The sequence below is a fragment of the uncultured Amphritea sp. genome, from assembly GCF_937127095.1.
In the GTDB taxonomy this organism is placed as follows: domain Bacteria; phylum Pseudomonadota; class Gammaproteobacteria; order Pseudomonadales; family Balneatricaceae; genus Amphritea.
In genome coordinates, this window is the sequence record NZ_CAKZLP010000059.1 from 1 (window position 1) to 18,694 (window position 18,694).

12 protein-coding genes are annotated in these 18,694 nt (G+C 51.0%); 11 read left to right on the forward strand and 1 reads right to left on the reverse strand.

Features of this window, described 5'->3' with window-relative positions; all coding sequences use genetic code 11:
• The first annotated feature begins 192 nt into the window (after nt 1-192).
• The 10 genes from Q0499_RS14370 (at nt 193) to Q0499_RS14415 (ending at nt 16,511) form a co-directional block, all read left to right on the forward strand.
• Entirely contained in the window at nt 193-843 is a 651-nt protein-coding gene (locus Q0499_RS14370) for an ATP-binding cassette domain-containing protein (protein WP_299200437.1), read from the forward strand.
• Complete coding sequence (locus Q0499_RS14375) at nt 830-2,311, forward strand: ABC transporter permease (RefSeq protein WP_299200438.1); 1,482 nt, start codon at nt 830-832, stop codon at nt 2,309-2,311. The genes Q0499_RS14370 and Q0499_RS14375 overlap by 14 nt, the downstream gene beginning before the upstream one ends.
• A 369-nt stretch (nt 2,312-2,680) precedes the next feature.
• Nucleotides 2,681-3,832 (forward strand): diaminopimelate epimerase, encoded by a 1,152-nt coding sequence (locus tag Q0499_RS14380; RefSeq protein ID WP_299200439.1) that lies wholly within the window; start codon nt 2,681-2,683, stop codon nt 3,830-3,832.
• Nucleotides 3,829-5,493, forward strand: a complete 1,665-nt coding sequence (locus Q0499_RS14385) for an MFS transporter (protein WP_299200440.1) — start codon at nt 3,829-3,831, stop codon at nt 5,491-5,493. The genes Q0499_RS14380 and Q0499_RS14385 overlap by 4 nt, the downstream gene beginning before the upstream one ends.
• Nucleotides 5,486-7,060 (forward strand): hypothetical protein, encoded by a 1,575-nt coding sequence (locus Q0499_RS14390; RefSeq protein ID WP_299200441.1) that lies wholly within the window; start codon nt 5,486-5,488, stop codon nt 7,058-7,060. Before Q0499_RS14385 ends, Q0499_RS14390 begins: the two co-directional genes overlap by 8 nt.
• 65 nt (nt 7,061-7,125) lie before the next feature.
• Nucleotides 7,126-8,274 carry an ABC transporter substrate binding protein gene (locus tag Q0499_RS14395; protein WP_299200442.1) on the forward strand — a complete coding sequence of 383 codons (1,149 nt, stop codon included), beginning with the start codon at nt 7,126-7,128 and terminating at the stop codon, nt 8,272-8,274.
• 27 nt (nt 8,275-8,301) lie between these two features.
• The gene (locus tag Q0499_RS14400; RefSeq protein WP_299200444.1) at nt 8,302-9,459 is read left to right on the forward strand and encodes an ABC transporter substrate binding protein; all 1,158 of its coding nucleotides are present in this window, start codon (nt 8,302-8,304) and stop codon (nt 9,457-9,459) included.
• 9 nt (nt 9,460-9,468) lie between these two features.
• A complete protein-coding gene (locus Q0499_RS14405) occupies nt 9,469-12,330 on the forward strand; it encodes an ATP-binding protein (protein ID WP_299200445.1) in 2,862 nt (953 codons plus the stop codon).
• Nucleotides 12,314-14,563, forward strand: a complete 2,250-nt coding sequence (locus tag Q0499_RS14410; RefSeq protein WP_299200446.1) for an EAL domain-containing protein — start codon at nt 12,314-12,316, stop codon at nt 14,561-14,563. The genes Q0499_RS14405 and Q0499_RS14410 overlap by 17 nt, the downstream gene beginning before the upstream one ends.
• 583 nt (nt 14,564-15,146) lie before the next feature.
• Entirely contained in the window at nt 15,147-16,511 is a 1,365-nt protein-coding gene (locus tag Q0499_RS14415) for a sensor histidine kinase (RefSeq protein WP_299200447.1), read from the forward strand.
• Nucleotides 16,512-16,561: 50 nt separating this feature from the next.
• On the opposite strand, the gene Q0499_RS14420 is transcribed toward Q0499_RS14415, so the two are convergent.
• On the reverse strand, nt 16,562-17,431 hold the full coding sequence (locus tag Q0499_RS14420; RefSeq protein ID WP_299200448.1) for a LysR substrate-binding domain-containing protein: 870 nt from the start codon (nt 17,429-17,431) through the stop codon (nt 16,562-16,564).
• 141 nt (nt 17,432-17,572) lie between these two features.
• Here Q0499_RS14420 and Q0499_RS14425 point away from each other — a divergent pair, with 141 nt between their 5' ends.
• Nucleotides 17,573-18,691, forward strand: coding sequence for an S-(hydroxymethyl)glutathione dehydrogenase/class III alcohol dehydrogenase (locus Q0499_RS14425; protein WP_299200505.1), 1,119 nt, complete (start codon nt 17,573-17,575; stop codon nt 18,689-18,691).
• Nucleotides 18,692-18,694: the final 3 nt, after the last annotated feature.

The following is an 18,694-nucleotide window of genomic DNA, read 5'->3' on the forward strand; positions in this document are numbered from 1 at the left end:
AAATGATTCCTGATGGCCCTGTCTCTGACTGTATTCTTAAATCACACCCGTCGGATGGAAGTCCGACAGGCTGCTAGGAATGAATGATCCTGAACTGCTGGCCAGCTTTCCCCGTGCAGGCTTTATTCCGGCATCCAATGATGACTTTGAGCCTGTCCGTAAGGTCGCTAAACAGGTAGGTTTGCTGGATTAATGTCTGCACTGGCGATACAAAGTGATTCGCTGGGTTACAGTGGCCAGCAGGTCTTGGGGCCTGTCAGTCTGGATATTCAGGCTGGCGAGCACCTCATTCTGCTGGGCAAAAGTGGCTGTGGTAAGTCAACCCTGCTGAATCATATCTATACCACGAATCGGAGCGAATGCGCTCTGATTCCGCAGGGTTTGGGCCTGGTTGAAAGCCTGAGTGTCTTCCATAACGTTTATATGGGGCGCTTATCCCGCTACAGTGTTTTTCACAATATTCGCAACCTGGTATTGCCTGCCGCAGCACGGGTCGCTGAAATTTTGCCCCTGCTTGAGCGGTTAGGGTTAAGCGATAAGTGTTTCGCTGCGGTCGCGGAGTTGTCCGGTGGCCAGCAGCAGCGTGTCGCCGTCGCCCGGGCTCTTTTTCAGAACGCCTCGGTGTTGCTTGCGGATGAGCCTGTTTCTGCATTGGATGGTCCGGAAGCTGATCGGGTGATGTCACTGCTTGGGCAGCATTTTTCCACCGCCGTGATCACCCTGCATGATGTTGACCGGGCATTGCGCTATGGCCAGCGAATTATCGCTATCCAGAATGGCGAGCTTGTTCTGGATGAACGAGCTGATCGGCTGACAGTCAGTGCTTTGAATGAGTTCTACTAAAACCTTGTCTGCGCCACGCTATCGTTGGCCCGGTGGTGTCCGAACCGGCCTGTGGTTTGTGCTGGTTGCGCTGATCTGTCTGCCATTTGCCGACCTTGAGGTTTCCAGTCTTGATCCCTGGACCGATCTGGGGCGCTTGTTGCAGGGTTTTATCTCTCCAAGTCTTATGGATTCGACCCTGGTGGTCGAAGCTTTGCTGGCCACACTGGCCTTTGCTTTTGCGGGTGTGGCGCTGGCGGTGGTGTGTGGCTTTCTGCTGTCGTTAGCGTTTCATAACACCTTTGTCCGCGCGACCTGTGCGCTGATGCGCTCGATTCATGAGCTATTCTGGGCGTTGATTTTTTTGCAGTTTTTTGGTCTTCATCCGCTAACGGGTTTGCTGGCGATCGCGGTTCCTTATGCAGGTGTTTTTGCCCGCATGTATGCGGAGATTCTTGATCAGGCTCCAAAACAGCCCACCGATGCCTTGCCCGCAGGCAGTGGTTTTCTCAGTGCGTTGCTGTTTACCCGTTTACCGCAGGCCTGGCCCCATCTGGTCAGTTACACCTCATATCGTCTTGAGTGTGGTATTCGCAGTAGCGCGATTTTGGGCTTCGTCGGACTGCCTACGCTTGGATACTATCTGGAATCCTCCTTTTCTCAGGGATATTACCCTGAGGTTGCGGCGTTGATGATTCTGTTTTATCTGTTAATTGCGACCAAAAAATTCTGGCTCAGACGCTGGACTCTGCCGTTGTTTTTACTGGGAGCGCCTTTTTTTATGGGCTCGGGGATGCCGATTATCTGGGGTAATGTCGGGCGCTTCTTCTCCCAGGATATTATTCCGGCTCCTCTGCGCAGTGATGATGCAACACTGCACTCTCTGGGAGAGTGGGCTGGGACTATTTTTATTGATCAGGCGCTCCCCGGAATCTGGAATACATTACTGTTATCACAGATTGCGCTGGTGGTGACCGGATTGTGTGCGCTGCTGCTTTTTCCATTGATCAGCCGTCACTGTTTTGGTCCTGCCGGACGTTTTCCTGGCCATATTTTACTGGTGGTGGCACGTTCTACCCCGGAATACCTGCTGGCATACATATTATTGCAGTTGCTGGGGCCCTCTATGCTTCCTGCGGTGATCGCGCTGGCCATTCATAATGGCGCCCTGATCGGTTATCTGACCGGGCGTAATAGCAATGAGATACAACTTAGAGCGGATGCCCCTGGCAGACGTGTCGACCGTTATTTTTATGAACTTCTGCCGCGCAGTTATCCGGCGTTTTTATCTTTTATGCTCTATCGCTGGGAAGTGATTATGCGGGAGACCGCTATCCTCGGAATTCTGGGCATTCAAACCATCGGTTTTTATGTTGATAGCGCGATCCAGGAGATCCGCTTCGATGTTGCCCTGCTGCTGATTCTGATTGCTGCGATGATGAATATCCTGGTTGACCTTTTGTCCCGCAGGATTCAGCAGCGCTTCTGACGTTAGTCTCTCATTCAGCCCATTCCGGGGCTTTTCGAATGCAACGGTTTACAGAGTTCTATTTTGAATATCATCTCCATGATGGTGCGATTGACAGCATCGTTAGCCGAATGCTGTCGCCGTTTTGGGTATCTCATTATTTGATTTGTTGTGTGAGCAGATGGTAGATTGCTGCTCAAATAATAATTTAAACACTTGTTTGGTTTTTTTTGTCATCTTTGAATTGACCCTGGTAGAACCTCTTCTATGTCAGAAACGTTTGTTCCGTTTCGGCCGGTGTCAGGGTGTTTCACAAGCTGTAATCCCGGCAGACCCGCTCAGGTCAGGTCAGGATTTGAAATACCTAATCAACGCTATCGGGAACCTGAAATGAAATTAGTTCCGTTTGTGAAGTACACGTCATGCGGTAATAACTTTGTTATTGTTGATGCAACGGAGCAACCTCTGCTCTCCGAGGCTGAGATGTCGCGGTTTGCTTTTCAGGCGACCAATACCAGCTTTGGCGTCGGCTGCGATAACCTGCTGGTTATTCAGCGTTGCAGTGTCGAAGTATTAAAGTCGATTGCTGATTCAAGAGGTTATTGGCACCGGCAGCCGGAAGCCGATCAGGCAGATTATCTGTTTCGCATGTTTGAGCCGGATGGTGAAGAAGCTTTGTGTTGCGGTAATGGCTTAATGTGTGTTGCCAGTCATCTTTTGAATCAGCATGGTGTGTTTTCTGCCTCTATCCTGACGGAAATTCCCTTACATACCCCGAAAGTTATTCAGATTGGTGCGGGAAGTGATCAGCAGGGCGGCTGGGTTAATCTCGGACACCCGCGCCGAACACCGGTTGAACTGGCTGCGTTTGGGCACTCACTTGCCTTCAGTCCGAATATTGACCTTTACCCGGAGATCATTATCCGCTTTCGTGCAGGTGATCTGCGTAATGTCGGCAATGCAACCCAACTGAAAATCAAAGCGCATCTGGTGTTTACCGGTGAACCCCATTTAGTGATCTTTCCGGATATTGATTTCTCCATCCCTGAACTGGCCGATTACATTTTCAGCAGTTCTGACCAGTGGCCAGTCAAAGATCGCCGTGAAAGTTTTGGTACCTGGCTGGTGGAGCATATCGGACAGTACCTTAATAACCACTATAAAACGTTATTTCCCGCCGGTATTAATGTCAATCTGGCTCGTCAACAAAGCTCCCGCGTGATTGAGAATCGCTGTTTTGAGCGGGGAATAAACAGGGAAACCCTTGCCTGCGGTACCGGCGCATTGGGTGTCGCTTATGTTTATAGTCAGATAAATCAGCTGGATTTGGATGAGATTGATGTTCTGCCACACCGTTGCCGTTGGCACGACAAACAGGCGCAGATTCGAATACATCGCACTGATAGCGGGTGGTCGCTGGCAAGTGGCCCTGTGCTGCTGTTTGATGGGGTTTATCGGTTGTTATCTGTCAGTCATCCGGTGGTTGAACACCTCTCTGCTCAGCAGGATGACCCGGCTGAGCTTAAAAGGCTGACCTCATGAGGGATAATTTAAGCGATGCCGGACCGATCAGACGGCTGTTCGCTGGCGGCCTGCAGCTGTGGTGTGTGCAGGCACTGGCGGTTTTTCTGCTGTTTGCCGCCTATCAGCGCGGGGAATTTGATATCCAGTTAAAATCGATAGCGGGTTGGGGGGCCGCTGCGACGCTGGTCTCAACGCTGTTATTGATGCTTGTGCTGCTCTACCGCCGTCATATGAACCCTCTGAGCGGTAGAGATGTCAGTCGGCTGATGATAGGGCTGAGTAGCGTTTCACTACTGTTACTTAGTTTGCAGCATGTCTGGTTTGGTAATGTTGACCTCAATTTGTTTGATCTGGCGACGGTTATATTAATTTCGTTTCTGGTGTCACTGGAACTGGCTGTGTTGCAACAGAGCCGCTGCCGTTACCAGCTGCAGGGTTCTGAACGTTATAAGCAGATGCGGCCAGCGATCTTCCTGTTTTTGTTTGGCATCGATCTGTCGATGGCGTTTATTCCGTTGCATATGGAAGCGCTGCCCCGCAGTTTTAGCGGATTCAGTCCGGACCTGTTGATCGGCTTGCCGATATCGGTTGAGTTTTTCTGCGTTGGCGTTGCGATTTTGTTGTGTGGTGTGTGGCTGGACAAACAGGGTTGGAAGCCTCCGTTTTATACCGGCCTTGCTCTGACCGGGCTGGGCTGTCTCTATTCCTGGTTGGCACCCGATGCCGTGCAGTTCATTCTCTCCCGGGGGATATTAGGGTTCGGTTATGGTCTGACGTTGTTAGCGTCCCAGAGTTACGTTATTCGGCAAACGGATAATCGGAATAAATCCCGGGGGCTGGCGCATCTGTTTGCCGGGCTCTACTCCGGCAGTATATGTGGTGCCGCCACCGGAGCTGTTCTCGCCGATCAGTTTGGTTATGGCCCGGTATTTCTGCTGGGTGCCTTTATCGTGTTCAGCGTGATGCTCTATGGCCGGTTAGTGCTGACGCCGGTCCCGGTTGCCCCGAAATCGCCGGACGTGCAGCAGACAGACAGTGTAACACCGCGCACAGCGACCTCCTTTATCAGGTTTCTCGGTGATCGTCAGGTATTGGCGGCGGTGCTGTTCAGTAGTATGCCCGCGTCAATCGCGGTGGTCGGTTTTCTTAACTATTTTAGTCCGGTTTACCTTAACCGGGCTGGGGTTGATGATGCCTCCATTGGTCAGGTGCTGATGCTGTTTGGCGTGATTCTCGCACTATTTGGCCCTGCTATCGGCCGTTTTGCTGATCTGAGTGAAACGAAGCGCATCCCGATCATCCTCGGCTGTCTGCTGGGTGGTTTAGCTTTTATGGTTTTCACTGTATTTGATGGGGTTATGGCGGTTACTCTGGCGATTCTGTTGCTGGGGCTTTCCAACTGTCTGGTGTTATCTTCCCAGAGCGCGTTTGTCCTGAAGCAGCCGGTTACCACCGAGTATGGTGAGGGTAAGTCGATGGGGATATTCCGTTCCAGCAGCCGCATCGGCCAGATGCTCGGCCCCGTGTTGTTTGCCAGCATAATAGCCATGGCTGATATCGAATACGGAGTGATGCTGTTTGGTGCGGCCTATCTGATTACAGCGGTTCTGTTTGCTGTGCTTACCTGGGCGCCAAAGGTTCGAATGACCTCTCAGGTTAAGGCCGTTTCTAATGAATAACCGGCAGGTCGCTCCAGCGATGGGTATGGCTCAGCAGTTGCTCAACACGGTGCGTAAACAGGTTCCGGTGGTTGACAGGGTGTTGACGTCATCCGGTGATTGTTCGGTGTCTGAATATCTTCAGCAGATCTGTGAAGTCAGTCAGCAGAGTTATCAGTCGCGCTCAGATGTGGCTGAAGTGATGTACGAATATATAGCTCCTCTGTTGGGTGAACAGATGGCAGAACGTGCTGCCGCCGATTTTCTGCAACATCCGGTTGCACTGACAACCAACCATCATGGGGTTGATTTTTTTGCCCAGTCGGTTCAGGGCAGCTTGCTATTTGGGCTGGCTAAACGGCAGATTGAAGGGGTGACTACCATCCCGGTATTTTCCTGTGCGAATATCCCTCTGGATAATATTACCTATCCCCGAGGGGCTCTGCTTTATGGCTGTGATAGCAATGGGGCTAACTGGCCATTAAGGGTGCCTCTGTTTTCCAATAAGCTGAGGCGTCAACCGGTCGCGCGGGTTAAAGGGCTTGACCGGTCGATGATACAGCAGGCGGCTAAGCGGGTGCGTGGAATGGTGGAAAAAGCGCTGAATCCTGTGCTGTTTGAGACGTTGCTGAACCTTCTGGAGAGTGAATATCTGGCTGAAGATGTGGTGTCGCAGAAGCGCTACTCTGCCCAATCTGTGATCTTAAACCAGCGTATCTGGACTCGACTCTTCTGCTCCTCTGCTACTATGCCTGATCTGGTGACTATTGAGCTGGAGAAGCTGGCCGAAGGGTTATTGCTTAAAGACCTGCAGCACGATAACAGTCTTGCCTCGGTGTTATTTGCCGGGCCGCTGATAACAACGCTCTTCCAACGACTGGATACTATTTCCGGATGCTGGAGCCGGACGTTGCTGGAACAGCGTTGGGCCGACAGGCATTCAGCCGAACCGCTGAAAACGTCGGCTTGTGGCACCTTTGGTTTCTGGGGTGTTGATAGTCGTTTTCGCCGGATTCCACTGATGTTAAGTGAACGGTTGGGTCAGCCAATATTATTAGGCTGTGATGATAATGGTGAGGAGTATCACTATAGCCTGGAGCCCACGGCGCTTTCTCAGGCTTTGCGTGATGGGCGGCTAATGCCCTCGGTGTTCAGCTGTTTTCTGGTTATCGCGCTGGCACGGGGAGTGACCTGTTTGGGGGGGTATTATCAGGCAGAGTATCTGCCGCAGATGCAGACGGGTGTTGCTGAGGTGTTGCAGCAGCATGATCTGGCTGAACTAGCAGTGCAGATTTCAGCGAGTGTTACCGACAGTTATCTATCGGGTATGCAGGCGATTATGGTTGCAGAGGCTGATACTTTGTTGCCAGCGGGGCTGGTTGAGATACTGAGCAGTGGTGCAATCACCGCGGCGGAGCTTGAGTTGATCGCAAATATCAATCTGCGTGATGCGCATTACGCCTCACTGGCAGAAACCGTCGCTGATGTTATGCCGACCGGGCAATTGGGAGACCACTGGCTTAAGCCATTGATGATAGATCAGTGGGATTTACTTTCAGCGAAAGTCGCTTTAAGACGGCTGAGTTAATGTTATTCTGTTTTAAACGGGCGTATACAAAAAAATAATGTTCCTGTAAGCGTATAGGAGAGGATATGCGATCTATTAAGTATTTTGGTCTGGTGTTGCTCTGGCTGTTAATCATGCCTGTAGCCCAGGCAGGTGACAAAGGGATCTTTTCAACCGCACCGGTGACGCATAACGGTGAGCGTTGGAGAATCGGTTATTTTGAGGGTGGCGAGTATGTCGACTATCAGAAAATACTGGTCGAAACCGTCAAAGGGTTGATGCAGCTGGGCTGGATTAAAAAAACAGAAATCCCCGCACAGCAAGGGGAGCAGACAGATCAGTTATGGCAATGGCTGCAGCAGGGGGTGCAAAGTGAATATGTTGAATTTGTCGCAGATGCCCACTATTCCGCGCAGTGGGACGAAACCACACGTGCCCAGCTAACTGAGACGGTTATTGATCGTCTCAATCAGGGAGATATCGACCTGATGATCGCGATGGGGACATGGGCAGGTAAATCTCTGTCTAATGACCGCCACCATACTCCGACAATGGTTTTATCCACCAGTGATCCGCTGTCCAGCGGGATAATCAAAAGTGTTAGCGATTCAGGGTATGACCATGTTCATGCCACGGCTGATCCTAACCGTTATGACCGCCAGGTGAGGGTTTTTGATGATATCGTCAACTTCAAAAAACTCGGTGTTGCTTATGAAGACACCAAAAATGGGCGCAGTTACGCTGCCCTGGATGTAATTGAAAAACTGAGCCGCGAGCGGGGCTTCGAAGTTGTTGGCTGTCACACACTGAGTGATATTAGTGACACTGCTCGCGCTGAGGCGAGTGTAGTGAGTTGTTTTCGTAAACTGGCATCAGAGGCTGACGCTATCTATGTGACCGTGCAGGGAGGAGTGAACGGAAATAGTATTGGTCAGTTGGTCAAAATTGCCAATGAATATCGGGTGCCAACCTTTTCACAGTCCGGCTCTGAAGAGGTAAAAAAAGGATTGTTGCTGAGTCTGTCCCAGGCGGGATTCCGCTATGTGGGTGAATTTCACGCATCTACATTTGCTAAAGTATTTAACGGCGCTCTGCCTAATCAACTGACGCAGCTGTTTGAAGAACCACCGCGCATGGCGGTAAATCTGAAAACGGCTGAGATCGTTGGTTTTAATCCGCCGTTACTGCTGCTGGGTGCCGCGGATGAGGTCTACCGGGAAATTCCTGCAGAATAAAGCCATATCAAGGACATAGTACTGGCGATGATAGTTAAACGAGGAAAGAAGAGGCTGTGTGCCTGGCTGGCAGGGATGCTTTTGCTACTGTCAGGGGTTGCGCTTCATGGGGCCGAGTTGGGTGACGCTCCTATGCTTAATCAAGGCCAGAAATGGCGTGTGGCCTACTATCAGGGGGGCGAATATTATGATTATTACCAATATCTGAAGGCCACTGCTGAGGGGTTGATGGCACGGGGGTGGATCGCTCCACAGACTATTCCCAATGAGCTGACAACCGCCTGGGATCTGTGGCATTGGCTAACAGAGACTGCGCATAGCGATTACCTTGAGTTTCTGTCGGATGGTTTTTATAGCGCAGGCTGGGACCGGGGCTATCGGGTGGAGTTGCATGAACGGGTTATAACCCGGTTAAATCAGCATGGAGAGGTCGACTTGCTGTTAGCCATGGGCAGTTGGGCGGGGGTCGATATGGCCGTTGATCGTCACTCTGTTCCGACCATGGTGGTGTCTGTTAACGATCCCCGCAGTTTAGGTCTTATTCGTGATCAGGGGGAGGCCTATGAGCATATCTATGTTACCGAGGACCCACAGCGTTATGAGCGCCAGGTCTCCCTGTTTCACGACCTTATTCGCTTTAAAGCTCTGGGGGTCGCCTATGAAGACAGCTTTGAAGGCAGAAGTTACGCTTCAATTGAGATGATCGAGAGGTTAGCTCAAGAAAGAGGCTTCAAAGTGATTAGCTGCTTCACCCAAAGTGATGTAACCGATCAGGAGCAGGCTAACGATTCGGTGATTGGCTGTTTCAGCGATCTCGCCGAGCGGGTCGATGCGCTCTATGTGACGACACAGGGTGGGGTTAATGATGAAACCATTCCTGTGCTGGTGGAGATTGCTAATCAGCATCGTATTCCAACTTTTTCACAGTATGGTCAGCGTGAAGTGAAACAGGGGTATCTGATGAGCCTGTCGCAGTCCGAAGGGTTTATAGATGAGGGCAAGATACTCTCTGATGTTGCAATACGTATCTTGAAGGGCGCCGAGCCTGCGTCATTAGAGAATCATTCGGCAGAGGCAAACCGGATAACCCTTAACCTGAAAACGGCAGAGCAGATTGGGCTTTACCTGAATGCAGAACTTTTAGCCGCAGCTGACCAGCTTTACTGGCAAATAGAGCAACCTTGAGTACTGAGTATGTTGTCCAGTTTCAAATTTAAAATTATCGCCCTGATTGTTGCAGTGCTGTTGTGTACTGCAGCCGGGGTGATGTATTTCACCCAGCGGGATGTGGGGCAGGCGATGCTGGTGGCAGAGCAGAAATCTGCGCGCAACGTGCTGCAGCTGGCTGATCTGAATATCCGTGCCGGGTATGAGCAGCTGATCAGCGAAAAGGTAGATATTCTCAGTAAAATCAAAGCGGATATGCGTCAGTTGACACGTCTGGGACAGACGGTTCTGGATAGCTATGCCGGGGTCTCGGCGAAGGGTCTGCTCAGTGAAGATGCTGCTAAAGAGATTGCTCGCCAATGGCTGTCGGATGTGACGTTTAATAATGGTGACCTGATCCTGTTTGGTGGGGATGGGGTTATTGTGGGGTCAACTGATTCGAAGCTTACCGATACCTCGATAGCGGGTTTGCGAGACCTTAAGGGACGCCAGATACATCAGGCGATGCGTTTTGACCAGTTAAAACCTGAGGGTGACAGCGGTATCTTTTTCTGGCACAAGCCCGGTGAGCCCGAGGGCGGGCGGTATATGGGCTATTTTCTTCCGTTAGCAAACTGGGGCTGGACCATGGGGATCATTGTCAGCTTTGCGGATGTCGAGGAGGAGAGCCAGAAACAGATGAACCGTATTGTGGATGCGCTGCGTCTGACCTTCAATAAACTTCAGGTTGCTGAGACTGGCTATGCAATTCTGTTTACGGGAGATCGAAAAATACTGATTGAGCCTCCCAGACAGACTCTGAGTGAAACGATTTCGACGGATGATCTCGACTGGAATAAAGCGGGGGTACTGGAGCAGATTATTGCCGCGGATAAACGGGGGGCCGACTCTGTCAGCCATCAGAGTGCGTTTACCGGGGGGCGGCAGGTACAGATTTTCTTCAGTTATTTTAAAGCGTTTGACTGGTATTCCGCAGTGGTGGTGCCGGTTGAAGAGATTGCGGCACCGGGTCGGGCGGTGGTGGCTCAGCAGAGCCTGATTATCGGATTGATATTTCTGGCCAGTATCAGTGCTGCGTTTATTCTTGTTTTCCGCATGGCAGCACCGCTTAATAGTCTGGCATCTTATGCCAAATCACTGCCTGATCAGGATTTTATTCGTCCCGGCGAACAGAGTCAGAAAATACTCAGGCTGGCACGGAAAAACCCCGATGAGATTGGCCGTCTGGCAGAATCATTTCTGTTTATGGAAAAGGCGATCAGGTGCACCATTCAACAGGTGCATAAAGAGAAAGAGATTGCGATTGATGCCAGTAAAGCGAAAAGTGAGTTTCTGGCAACCATGAGTCATGAGATCCGTACGCCGATGAATGGTGTGCTGGGAATGACCGATCTGGTGCTGGATACCGATCTGACCAATGAGCAACGACGCTTTATACAGATGATTCGCTATTCCGGCGAAGGTTTGCTGGAGATCATCAATGACATTCTCGATTTCTCCAAAATTGAAGCGGGGAAATTGCATCTGGATTACCGGCCACTGAATCTGGCCGAGCTGATTCAGACTCAGGTTGCAATTCTTAATCTTCAGGCGCAAAAGAAGGGGCTGACTCTGACCTGTAATCTGCCCCCTGAGCTGAACATCGTTATCATAGGCGATACTGTCAGGTTGCGTCAGGTGCTCACCAACCTGATCGGTAATGCGATTAAATTTACCCGGGATGGCTCAATTAAAGTCACCGCGGTGGTGTTTGAAGAGACCGATCAGGATATCTCTTTTCAGCTACGGGTTGCGGATACCGGTGTGGGCATCTCCCCTGAACATCAGAGTATGATTTTTGAATCCTTTGCTCAGGCTGATAACACCACAACGAGAAACTATGGTGGCACCGGGCTCGGCTTGGCGATCTCTCGACAGCTGATTGAGATGATGGGTGGGTCGATAGATTTTTCCAGCGAGCCGGGTCGAGGCACCACCTTCTGGTTTGGTTTGAAGCTAGCGAAAACTGACCTGCTGCCTGAATCGGAACTGTCTGAGCTTGAGCCCCTGTCTGCCCAGGGGGGTATTGAGGGGCATATACTGCTGGTAGAGGATCATCCTGTAAATCAGGAGTATGCACTGCAGACCCTCAGAGGATTAGGTGTAGGTGTTGATCTCGCCGCAAATGGAGTGCAGGCGTTAAAGATGATCTGCGAGAATGACTATCAGCTGGTGTTGATGGATTGTCAGATGCCGGAGATGGATGGCTATCAGGCGACCACCGAGATTCGCAAACGGGAAGCCACGGAGCAACGTCCCCGTCTACCGGTTATCGCGCTCACCGCGAATGCGATGGCGGATGACCGTCAGCGTTGTCTGCAAGCGGGGATGGATGACTATCTGGCAAAACCGTTTGATAAACAACAGATTACGCATATTCTCAAACACTGGTTGCCGAAGAGTGTAACGGACGATACCGGTGTTACCTCCACCGAGGCTGATCACCCGATTAGCTATACCGACCGGCCGTTTTCCCTCGATAAAGCGGTCATCGATGAACATGTGATATCGCAGCTAATTGAGATGGATGCTAATGGTGCTTTTCTGCGCAAAATTATTGATGCCTATCTGGAAAAATCCCCTGATGATCTGAGTCGCTTGACAGTCGCATTGTCAGAGCAGAATCCTGAGATGCTGAGAGTTGCTGCACATAGTTTCAAATCCAGTAGTTATAACCTTGGTGCGACGACGCTGGCGGAGCTATGTAAAGCGTTGGAAAAGGTTGGCCGGGATGGGGTGCTGGAGCAGGCGCCAGTATTGTTGCAAGAGATAGAGAGTGAGTATCAGAAGGCCGAACAGATATTGATGACCATCAGACAGACAGAAGGCGCGCATGACGGACGTAAATGATAACAGGCCGACCCCGTTCCGGGTGCTGGTGGTTGATGATGATCTCACCGCCCGGATACTGGCCACCCACTCACTCGAACAAGAGGGGTTTGAGGTTCTGTTAGCGGATAATGGCGTTATTGCGCTGCAGACCTTTCAGGAGGCACAACCAGATATTGTTCTGATGGATGTGGAGATGCCGGGTCTTAACGGCTTTGATGTCTGTCGTCAGTTGCGCAGTATGCCCTGTGGAAAATTGGTGCCGATTCTGATGGCAACTGGCCAGGATGATATCGATTCCGTCCGGCAGGCCTATGCTGCCGGAGCCACCGATTTTGTCTCAAAACCCTTCAACTGGAAGGTGCTCGGACACCGTCTCAATTATATGATTCGTGCCAGCAATACTACTGAACAGTTGCGCCAGTTGCAGAAGAGTGAAACGCGCCTGGGTAATGCTCAGCGGATTGCCCGGCTGGGCAACTGGGAGTGGCATCTGAAAAGCGGGGAGATCTACTGGTCGGATCAGTTTTACCAACTGCTGGGTGGTAAACGGGGGCGGACTCAGACCGGTATGCGCACCTTTTTACGTTGTGTTCCTGCGAATGAAAGGCCGCAGCTACGACACTGGTTCAAACAACTGCTGAACTGTCGTTACTCCGGCTTTATGTCCGGGATTAATCACAGTATCAGTCTGGCCGGGCAGGATGTTAAGAATGTACAGCATCAGGCTGAGGTTTTTTGTGATGATCAGGGCAATGCCACGATTATTGCCGGAACTATGCTGGATGTGTCTGAGCTGAAGCGGGCACAGGATCAGGTACTGAAACTGGCGCGATTCGACAGCCTGACAGGCCTGTCAAACCGCAGTGTCTTCTGTGATCGGGTGCAGTTGGCAATCGATCAGGCCGAACGCAGAGGAGGCCTTGGCGCAGTACTGTTTCTTGATCTGGATAATTTTAAGCGAATTAACGATACCTTTGGTCACGGCATTGGTGATCTGTTATTGCAGGAGGTGGCACAACGATTGACGCAAAGTGTTCGTTATACCGACCGGATCAGTGATGACTCAGACGCGGGTGCTGCTGAGCAAACCGATTTAGACCACCGTGTTGATCTGTACACGCACAATAAAGATCGGCAGGTCCGGGTCCCACTGGTGGCCCGGTTTGGCGGTGATGAGTTTACCGTTTTGCTACCGGAGATTAATCAGATTCGGGATGCTGAAAATGTTGCCCGCAGGGTTCTCGAATCGATAGGCCTTTCAATTGACCTTGCCGGTCATGAGGTGGTGATTACTCCCAGCATTGGCATCGCTATATTTCCCCATCATGGGGAAAACGTAGACAGCCTGATGAAAAACGTCGACGCCGCTATGTATTATGTAAAGCATACGGGTAAAAATGGCTATGAGCTGTTTGTGAAGTCGATGAATGTCGTGGCTAAGCGTCGGCTGGAACTGGAAAGTCATCTGCGTCATGCCATTGAAACGAATGAGTTGTCACTTAACTATCAGCCTCAGGTTGATATGCGCAGCGGTAGAATCGTCGGGGTTGAAGCTCTGCTGCGCTGGAACAGCCTCCAGCTGGGTTTTGTCTCGCCGGTTGAGTTTATTCCCATCGCGGAAGAAACCGGACTGATTACTCCTATTGGCGAATGGGTGATGCGTGAAGCCTGTCGGCAAACCCGGCAGTGGCAACTGGACGGGCTGCCGCACATCCGGGTGGCGGTTAACCTGTCCGTGCGTCAGTTTGCCAAGCAAAACCTGGAAAAACTGGTGAGTCAGGTGTTGCAGGACACGGGCTTGCCAGTTAACTGTCTGGAGCTTGAGATCACTGAAAACATGCTGATGGATGATGTTGAAGGGTCAGTTGAGACTCTGCACCGCTTAAAAGCGCTGGGTGTGCAGCTGGCGATAGATGATTTTGGCACCGGCTATTCCAGTCTCAGCTATCTGAAGCGCTTTCCTATCGACCGGTTAAAAGTGGACCGCTCTTTTATTACCCATGTGACCACAGACCCCGGCGATGCCTCGGTCACTCAGGCGATTATCGCCGTGGCTCATAATCTGGGGTTGAGCGTTACGGCAGAGGGTGTGGAGGAAGAGGCTCAGCTGGCTTTTCTGCAGCAATACGCCTGCGAAGAGGTGCAAGGGTTCCTGTTCAGTAAACCGCTCAAGGCGGATGATCTGGCCACGTTGCTCAGAACCACCAACGGCTATATGTCACTCAAAACCGCGAGGACCACTGAGGACTAGGCTCCGCTGCTTTGTCACTGTGGACAGAAGCAATACCCCCAGCGTTTCTGTCCATTCATAATTTTTACTATCCTATTACCACTCTCCACCCCTGTGTTTTCGTTATTTTCTCCTGTTTATCACGTAATTATTCGTTTTTAACGCTTCATTCAAAATAGCCAGTCTACACTGTCTTTAAACAATAAAATAAAGGTGGTGATGAGCTATCTCATCTTGCCAGTGCTTCTCTGACAATGTTTTCCCCTACCTCCAGGATAGTGTAGATCCTGATTATGCGGTTGAGCTGGTGAAACAGAGCTTAATTATTTTATTTGGTCAGCTATTAGCTCTGCATTCGGTAATCAGTCGTAGCCGGGTACTGGAACTGGAGCAGAATTACCGTTGAGGTACAGGTATTTCATTGGGATGGGCACATCAATGTCTATGTATTTGATGCGGTAAGCTGTTGAGCAACGATAAGGAGAGTCATCGTCATGCGTGTTCCTGACTTTGATAATAATGCCCGGGAGTTACAGTACTTTCTTGCGCACTGTACTCAATCCGGTTGGAGGGACAACCGTTTGCAGGCAGAAGGACTAGTATCATGATTTCGGTTGGGCAGTCTCTGGAGCAGCAGATTCGGCGAGGGCTGATGATCCTTATGCTACCGGCGTTTGTCTGTCTGCTGTTGTTGCTGCATCTGACGATGAACCGCATCACCGATGAATATGTCGGCTCCCGGCTGGGAGATGATGTCGAAAATATCATCACTGCACTGAAGTGGACGGATAAGGGGTGGCAGGTCGATGACCACCAGGTTCCCGAAGCGTTCAAGCGTGTCAAAAGTGGTCATTACTTTGTGGTGCGTTGGGATGGCGGACAGTTACGTTCCCGCAGTCTGTGGGATACCACTCCTGACGTTGAACTACTCCCTCTGGGCAGGCAACAACAGTTTCAGGTTCCCGGGGTTGGTGAGGAACGGTGGATGGTGTGGCAGCAGGGCGTTCGCAAAGAGGAACGGGACTTTAGCATCTGGGTCGCTGAAGATATTACCTCGTTTATCGCTATACAGCGTGACTATGAATATTCCCTGCTGACCATCTTAGTCGGTTTAAGCCTGTTGATCATGTTGCTGCAACGGCGCATTTTACACTGGGGGTTTGCCACGCTTAAACCGATGCAAACCGCTTTGTTGCGGGGAAAAATTGACGGTGCGCTTAATTTGCCGAAAGGGGTGCCGGTGGAAGTTCAGCCCCTGGCGGATGCGATTGAACGTCTGGTTGATCATTCCAGGAAGCAGTTAAGCCGTTCACGAACCGCAACCAGCAATCTGGCCCATGAATTAAAACTGCCACTTCAGCATCTTCAACTGCTGGCTGCCGCGACAGAGGTTGAGGATAACCGCGACAGCCTGCAGCAGATATATACTCAGCTACAGCGGCGTATTGATGGCGAGTTACGACGTGCGAAAATTTCCGGTTCTCCAGCACCGGTCGATCTGTTCAATCCTCAGGAGGAGCTGCCTTATCTGGTGCAGCTATTAAATCGAAAGCGGGAGGGCGATGCGATCGAGCTGGTGCAGCATATTCCGGAGTTTGCTATTCCGTTTGACCGGGATGATATGTTGGAACTGGTGGGCAACCTGCTGGATAATGCCTGGCAGCATGCTAACTCCAGAGTGTTGCTGAGTATCAGGGAGAGTCATGGCTTCTGGACCATTATCGTCAGCGATGATGGTCCGGGTATTGCGCCGGAAAAGATTAAGGCGATGACTCTGAATGATTATCGGGAAGATACCCCGGAGGGTGATAATTATGCGCTGGGGTTATCCATATGCCGTGCAGTCGTGAGCAGCTATGGTGGAAAAATGCAGTTGCATGCGGCACGTTTAGGTGGGTTGCAGGTTATTATCGATATTCCTCTGTCGGGTAGTGAACCCACGGAAGATGACGATAAGAGCGCAGAATAAAGTGTCTATGTTTAGCCTTTGTTATCTTTATATCTGGCGGCTGCTTTTTTTCAGACTAAATGTGTTGCCAGATGATCAACCAGCATCCGGACTTTGGAGGATAGATGGCGGTTATGAGGGTAGAGTGCCCAGACCCCTTCGCTGGAGTGTTGGTAGTTTTCCAATAGCGAGATCAGTTCACCCTCTTTAATATAGGGCTCGACATAGTAATCAGGCAGTTGGACGATGCCGATCCCTTTCAGGGCCGCGTCCAGCAGTGCCTGACCACTGTTACAGTGCAGATTGCCACTGACCCGGATATTACGCTCCAGTCCCCGTTCAAGAAAACGCCAGTAATCCAGCGTGCCCAGCAGGCAGTTATGATGTTTCAGCTCGTTCAGCACATGGGGTTCGCCATGGGTCGCCAGATAGGCAGGCGATGCACAGACATACAGCTGTCGTGAGATCAGTTGCCGGGCGATCATGCTGGAATCTTCCAGCTTACCCAGACGGATCGCCAGGTCGTAGCCGGATGCGACCAGATCGACGGTCTGATTGGTCAGATGACACTGCACCTCCAGTTCCGGATAGAGGCGGATAAAGTCATTGATCAGTGGGGCGATTTTTTGCTCCCCATAGGTTGCGGGGGCGGTGATCTTCAACTTACCCCGTGGGGTATTCTGCAGGTTTGTCACGGCTCGTTCTGCCTCTTCCAGCCCGTTTAGCAGTTGCCGACAATATTGATAATAAGTTTCGCCCGCCTCAGTTGCTGTCACCTTACGGGTCGTACGGTAGAACAGTTTGGTGCCCAGGCGGTTTTCCAGTGCGCTGATCTGGCGGCTGACCTGTGCTGTGGAGATGCCCAGTTTCTTGGCCGCAGCGGTGAAGCTTGTGGTTTCAGTGACGGCAATCAGTTCAGAAACCCCTTCCCAACGGTTCATTGTTACATTTTCGTAAAAGTATATTGATAAAGCGCTAGATTATATTGTTTCTATTAACAACTACAATAGATAATTATTAGCGGTTGCTACCGTTGCGTACTAACCCGAAATCTAACCCGGAAAGAGTTGACCAATATGACCATGATTAAATCGAGAGCGGCTATCGCCTGGGGACCAAACCAGCCCCTGACTATTGAAGAAGTGGATGTAATGCCGCCAAAGGCTGGCGAAGTCCTGGTGCGGATTGTTGCTACGGGTGTGTGTCATACCGATGCGTTTACGCTGTCCGGTGAAGATCCGGAGGGTATTTTCCCTGCGATTCTCGGTCATGAGGGTGGCGGTATTGTTGAGCAGATCGGTGAGGGCGTCACCAGTGTCGCTGTGGGTGATCATGTTATTCCTCTTTACACTCCTGAATGTGGCGAGTGTAAGTTCTGTAAATCTGGCAAAACGAACCTGTGTCAGAAAATTCGTGAAACCCAGGGTAAAGGTCTGATGCCAGACGGAACCACCCGTTTTTATAAAGATGGTCAGCCGATCTATCACTACATGGGTTGCTCTACTTTCTCTGAATATACCGTTTTGCCTGAAATCTCTCTGGCCAAGGTTAATAAAGAGGCGCCATTAGAAGAGGTCTGCCTGCTGGGGTGCGGTGTGACTACCGGTATGGGCGCTGTCATGAATACCGCCAAGGTTGAGGAGGGCGCTACTGTAGCGATCTTCGGTATCGGTGGTATCGGCCTGTCGGCGATTATCGGTGCGACTATGGCGAAAGCCAGCCGTATCATCGCCATCGATATCAATGAGTCTAAGTTTGATCTGGCCCGCAAACTGGGTGCGACCGACTGCATCAATCCAAAGGACTATGACAAGCCGATTCAGGAAGTCATTGTTGAACTGACCGATGGTGGTGTGGATTACTCCTTCGAGTGTATCGGTAACGTTAACGTGATGCGTTCTGCGCTGGAATGCTGTCACAAAGGCTGGGGTGAGTCTGTGATTATCGGTGTTGCCGGTGCCGGTCAGGAGATCTCTACCCGTCCGTTCCAGCTGGTGACCGGGCGTGTATGGCGTGGTTCAGCCTTCGGTGGCGTTAAGGGCCGTTCTGAGCTGCCAGAGATCGTTGAACGTTACCTGAAAGGGGAATTCGCGCTGAATGACTTCATCACTCATACCATGGGGCTGGAAGATATCAACAGCGCCTTCGATCTGATGCATGAAGGTAAGAGCATCCGCAGCGTTATTCATTACGACAAGTAACCG

Bases quoted from the DNA above. Each gene is read 5' to 3' on its own strand.
- Q0499_RS14400 (WP_299200444.1), top strand. From the start codon at position 8,302: ATGATAGTTAAACGAGGAAAGAAGAGGCTGTGTGCCTGGCTGGCAGGG.
- Q0499_RS14410 (WP_299200446.1), top strand. From the start codon at position 12,314: ATGACGGACGTAAATGATAACAGGCCGACCCCGTTCCGGGTGCTGGTG.
- Q0499_RS14375 (WP_299200438.1), top strand. From the start codon at position 830: ATGAGTTCTACTAAAACCTTGTCTGCGCCACGCTATCGTTGGCCCGGT.
- Q0499_RS14370 (WP_299200437.1), top strand. From the start codon at position 193: ATGTCTGCACTGGCGATACAAAGTGATTCGCTGGGTTACAGTGGCCAG.
- Q0499_RS14390 (WP_299200441.1), top strand. From the start codon at position 5,486: ATGAATAACCGGCAGGTCGCTCCAGCGATGGGTATGGCTCAGCAGTTG.
- Q0499_RS14420 (WP_299200448.1), bottom strand. From the start codon at position 17,431: ATGAACCGTTGGGAAGGGGTTTCTGAACTGATTGCCGTCACTGAAACC.
- Q0499_RS14385 (WP_299200440.1), top strand. From the start codon at position 3,829: ATGAGGGATAATTTAAGCGATGCCGGACCGATCAGACGGCTGTTCGCT.
- Q0499_RS14405 (WP_299200445.1), top strand. From the start codon at position 9,469: ATGTTGTCCAGTTTCAAATTTAAAATTATCGCCCTGATTGTTGCAGTG.
- Q0499_RS14395 (WP_299200442.1), top strand. From the start codon at position 7,126: ATGCGATCTATTAAGTATTTTGGTCTGGTGTTGCTCTGGCTGTTAATC.
- Q0499_RS14380 (WP_299200439.1), top strand. From the start codon at position 2,681: ATGAAATTAGTTCCGTTTGTGAAGTACACGTCATGCGGTAATAACTTT.
- Q0499_RS14415 (WP_299200447.1), top strand. From the start codon at position 15,147: ATGATTTCGGTTGGGCAGTCTCTGGAGCAGCAGATTCGGCGAGGGCTG.
- Q0499_RS14425 (WP_299200505.1), top strand. From the start codon at position 17,573: ATGATTAAATCGAGAGCGGCTATCGCCTGGGGACCAAACCAGCCCCTG.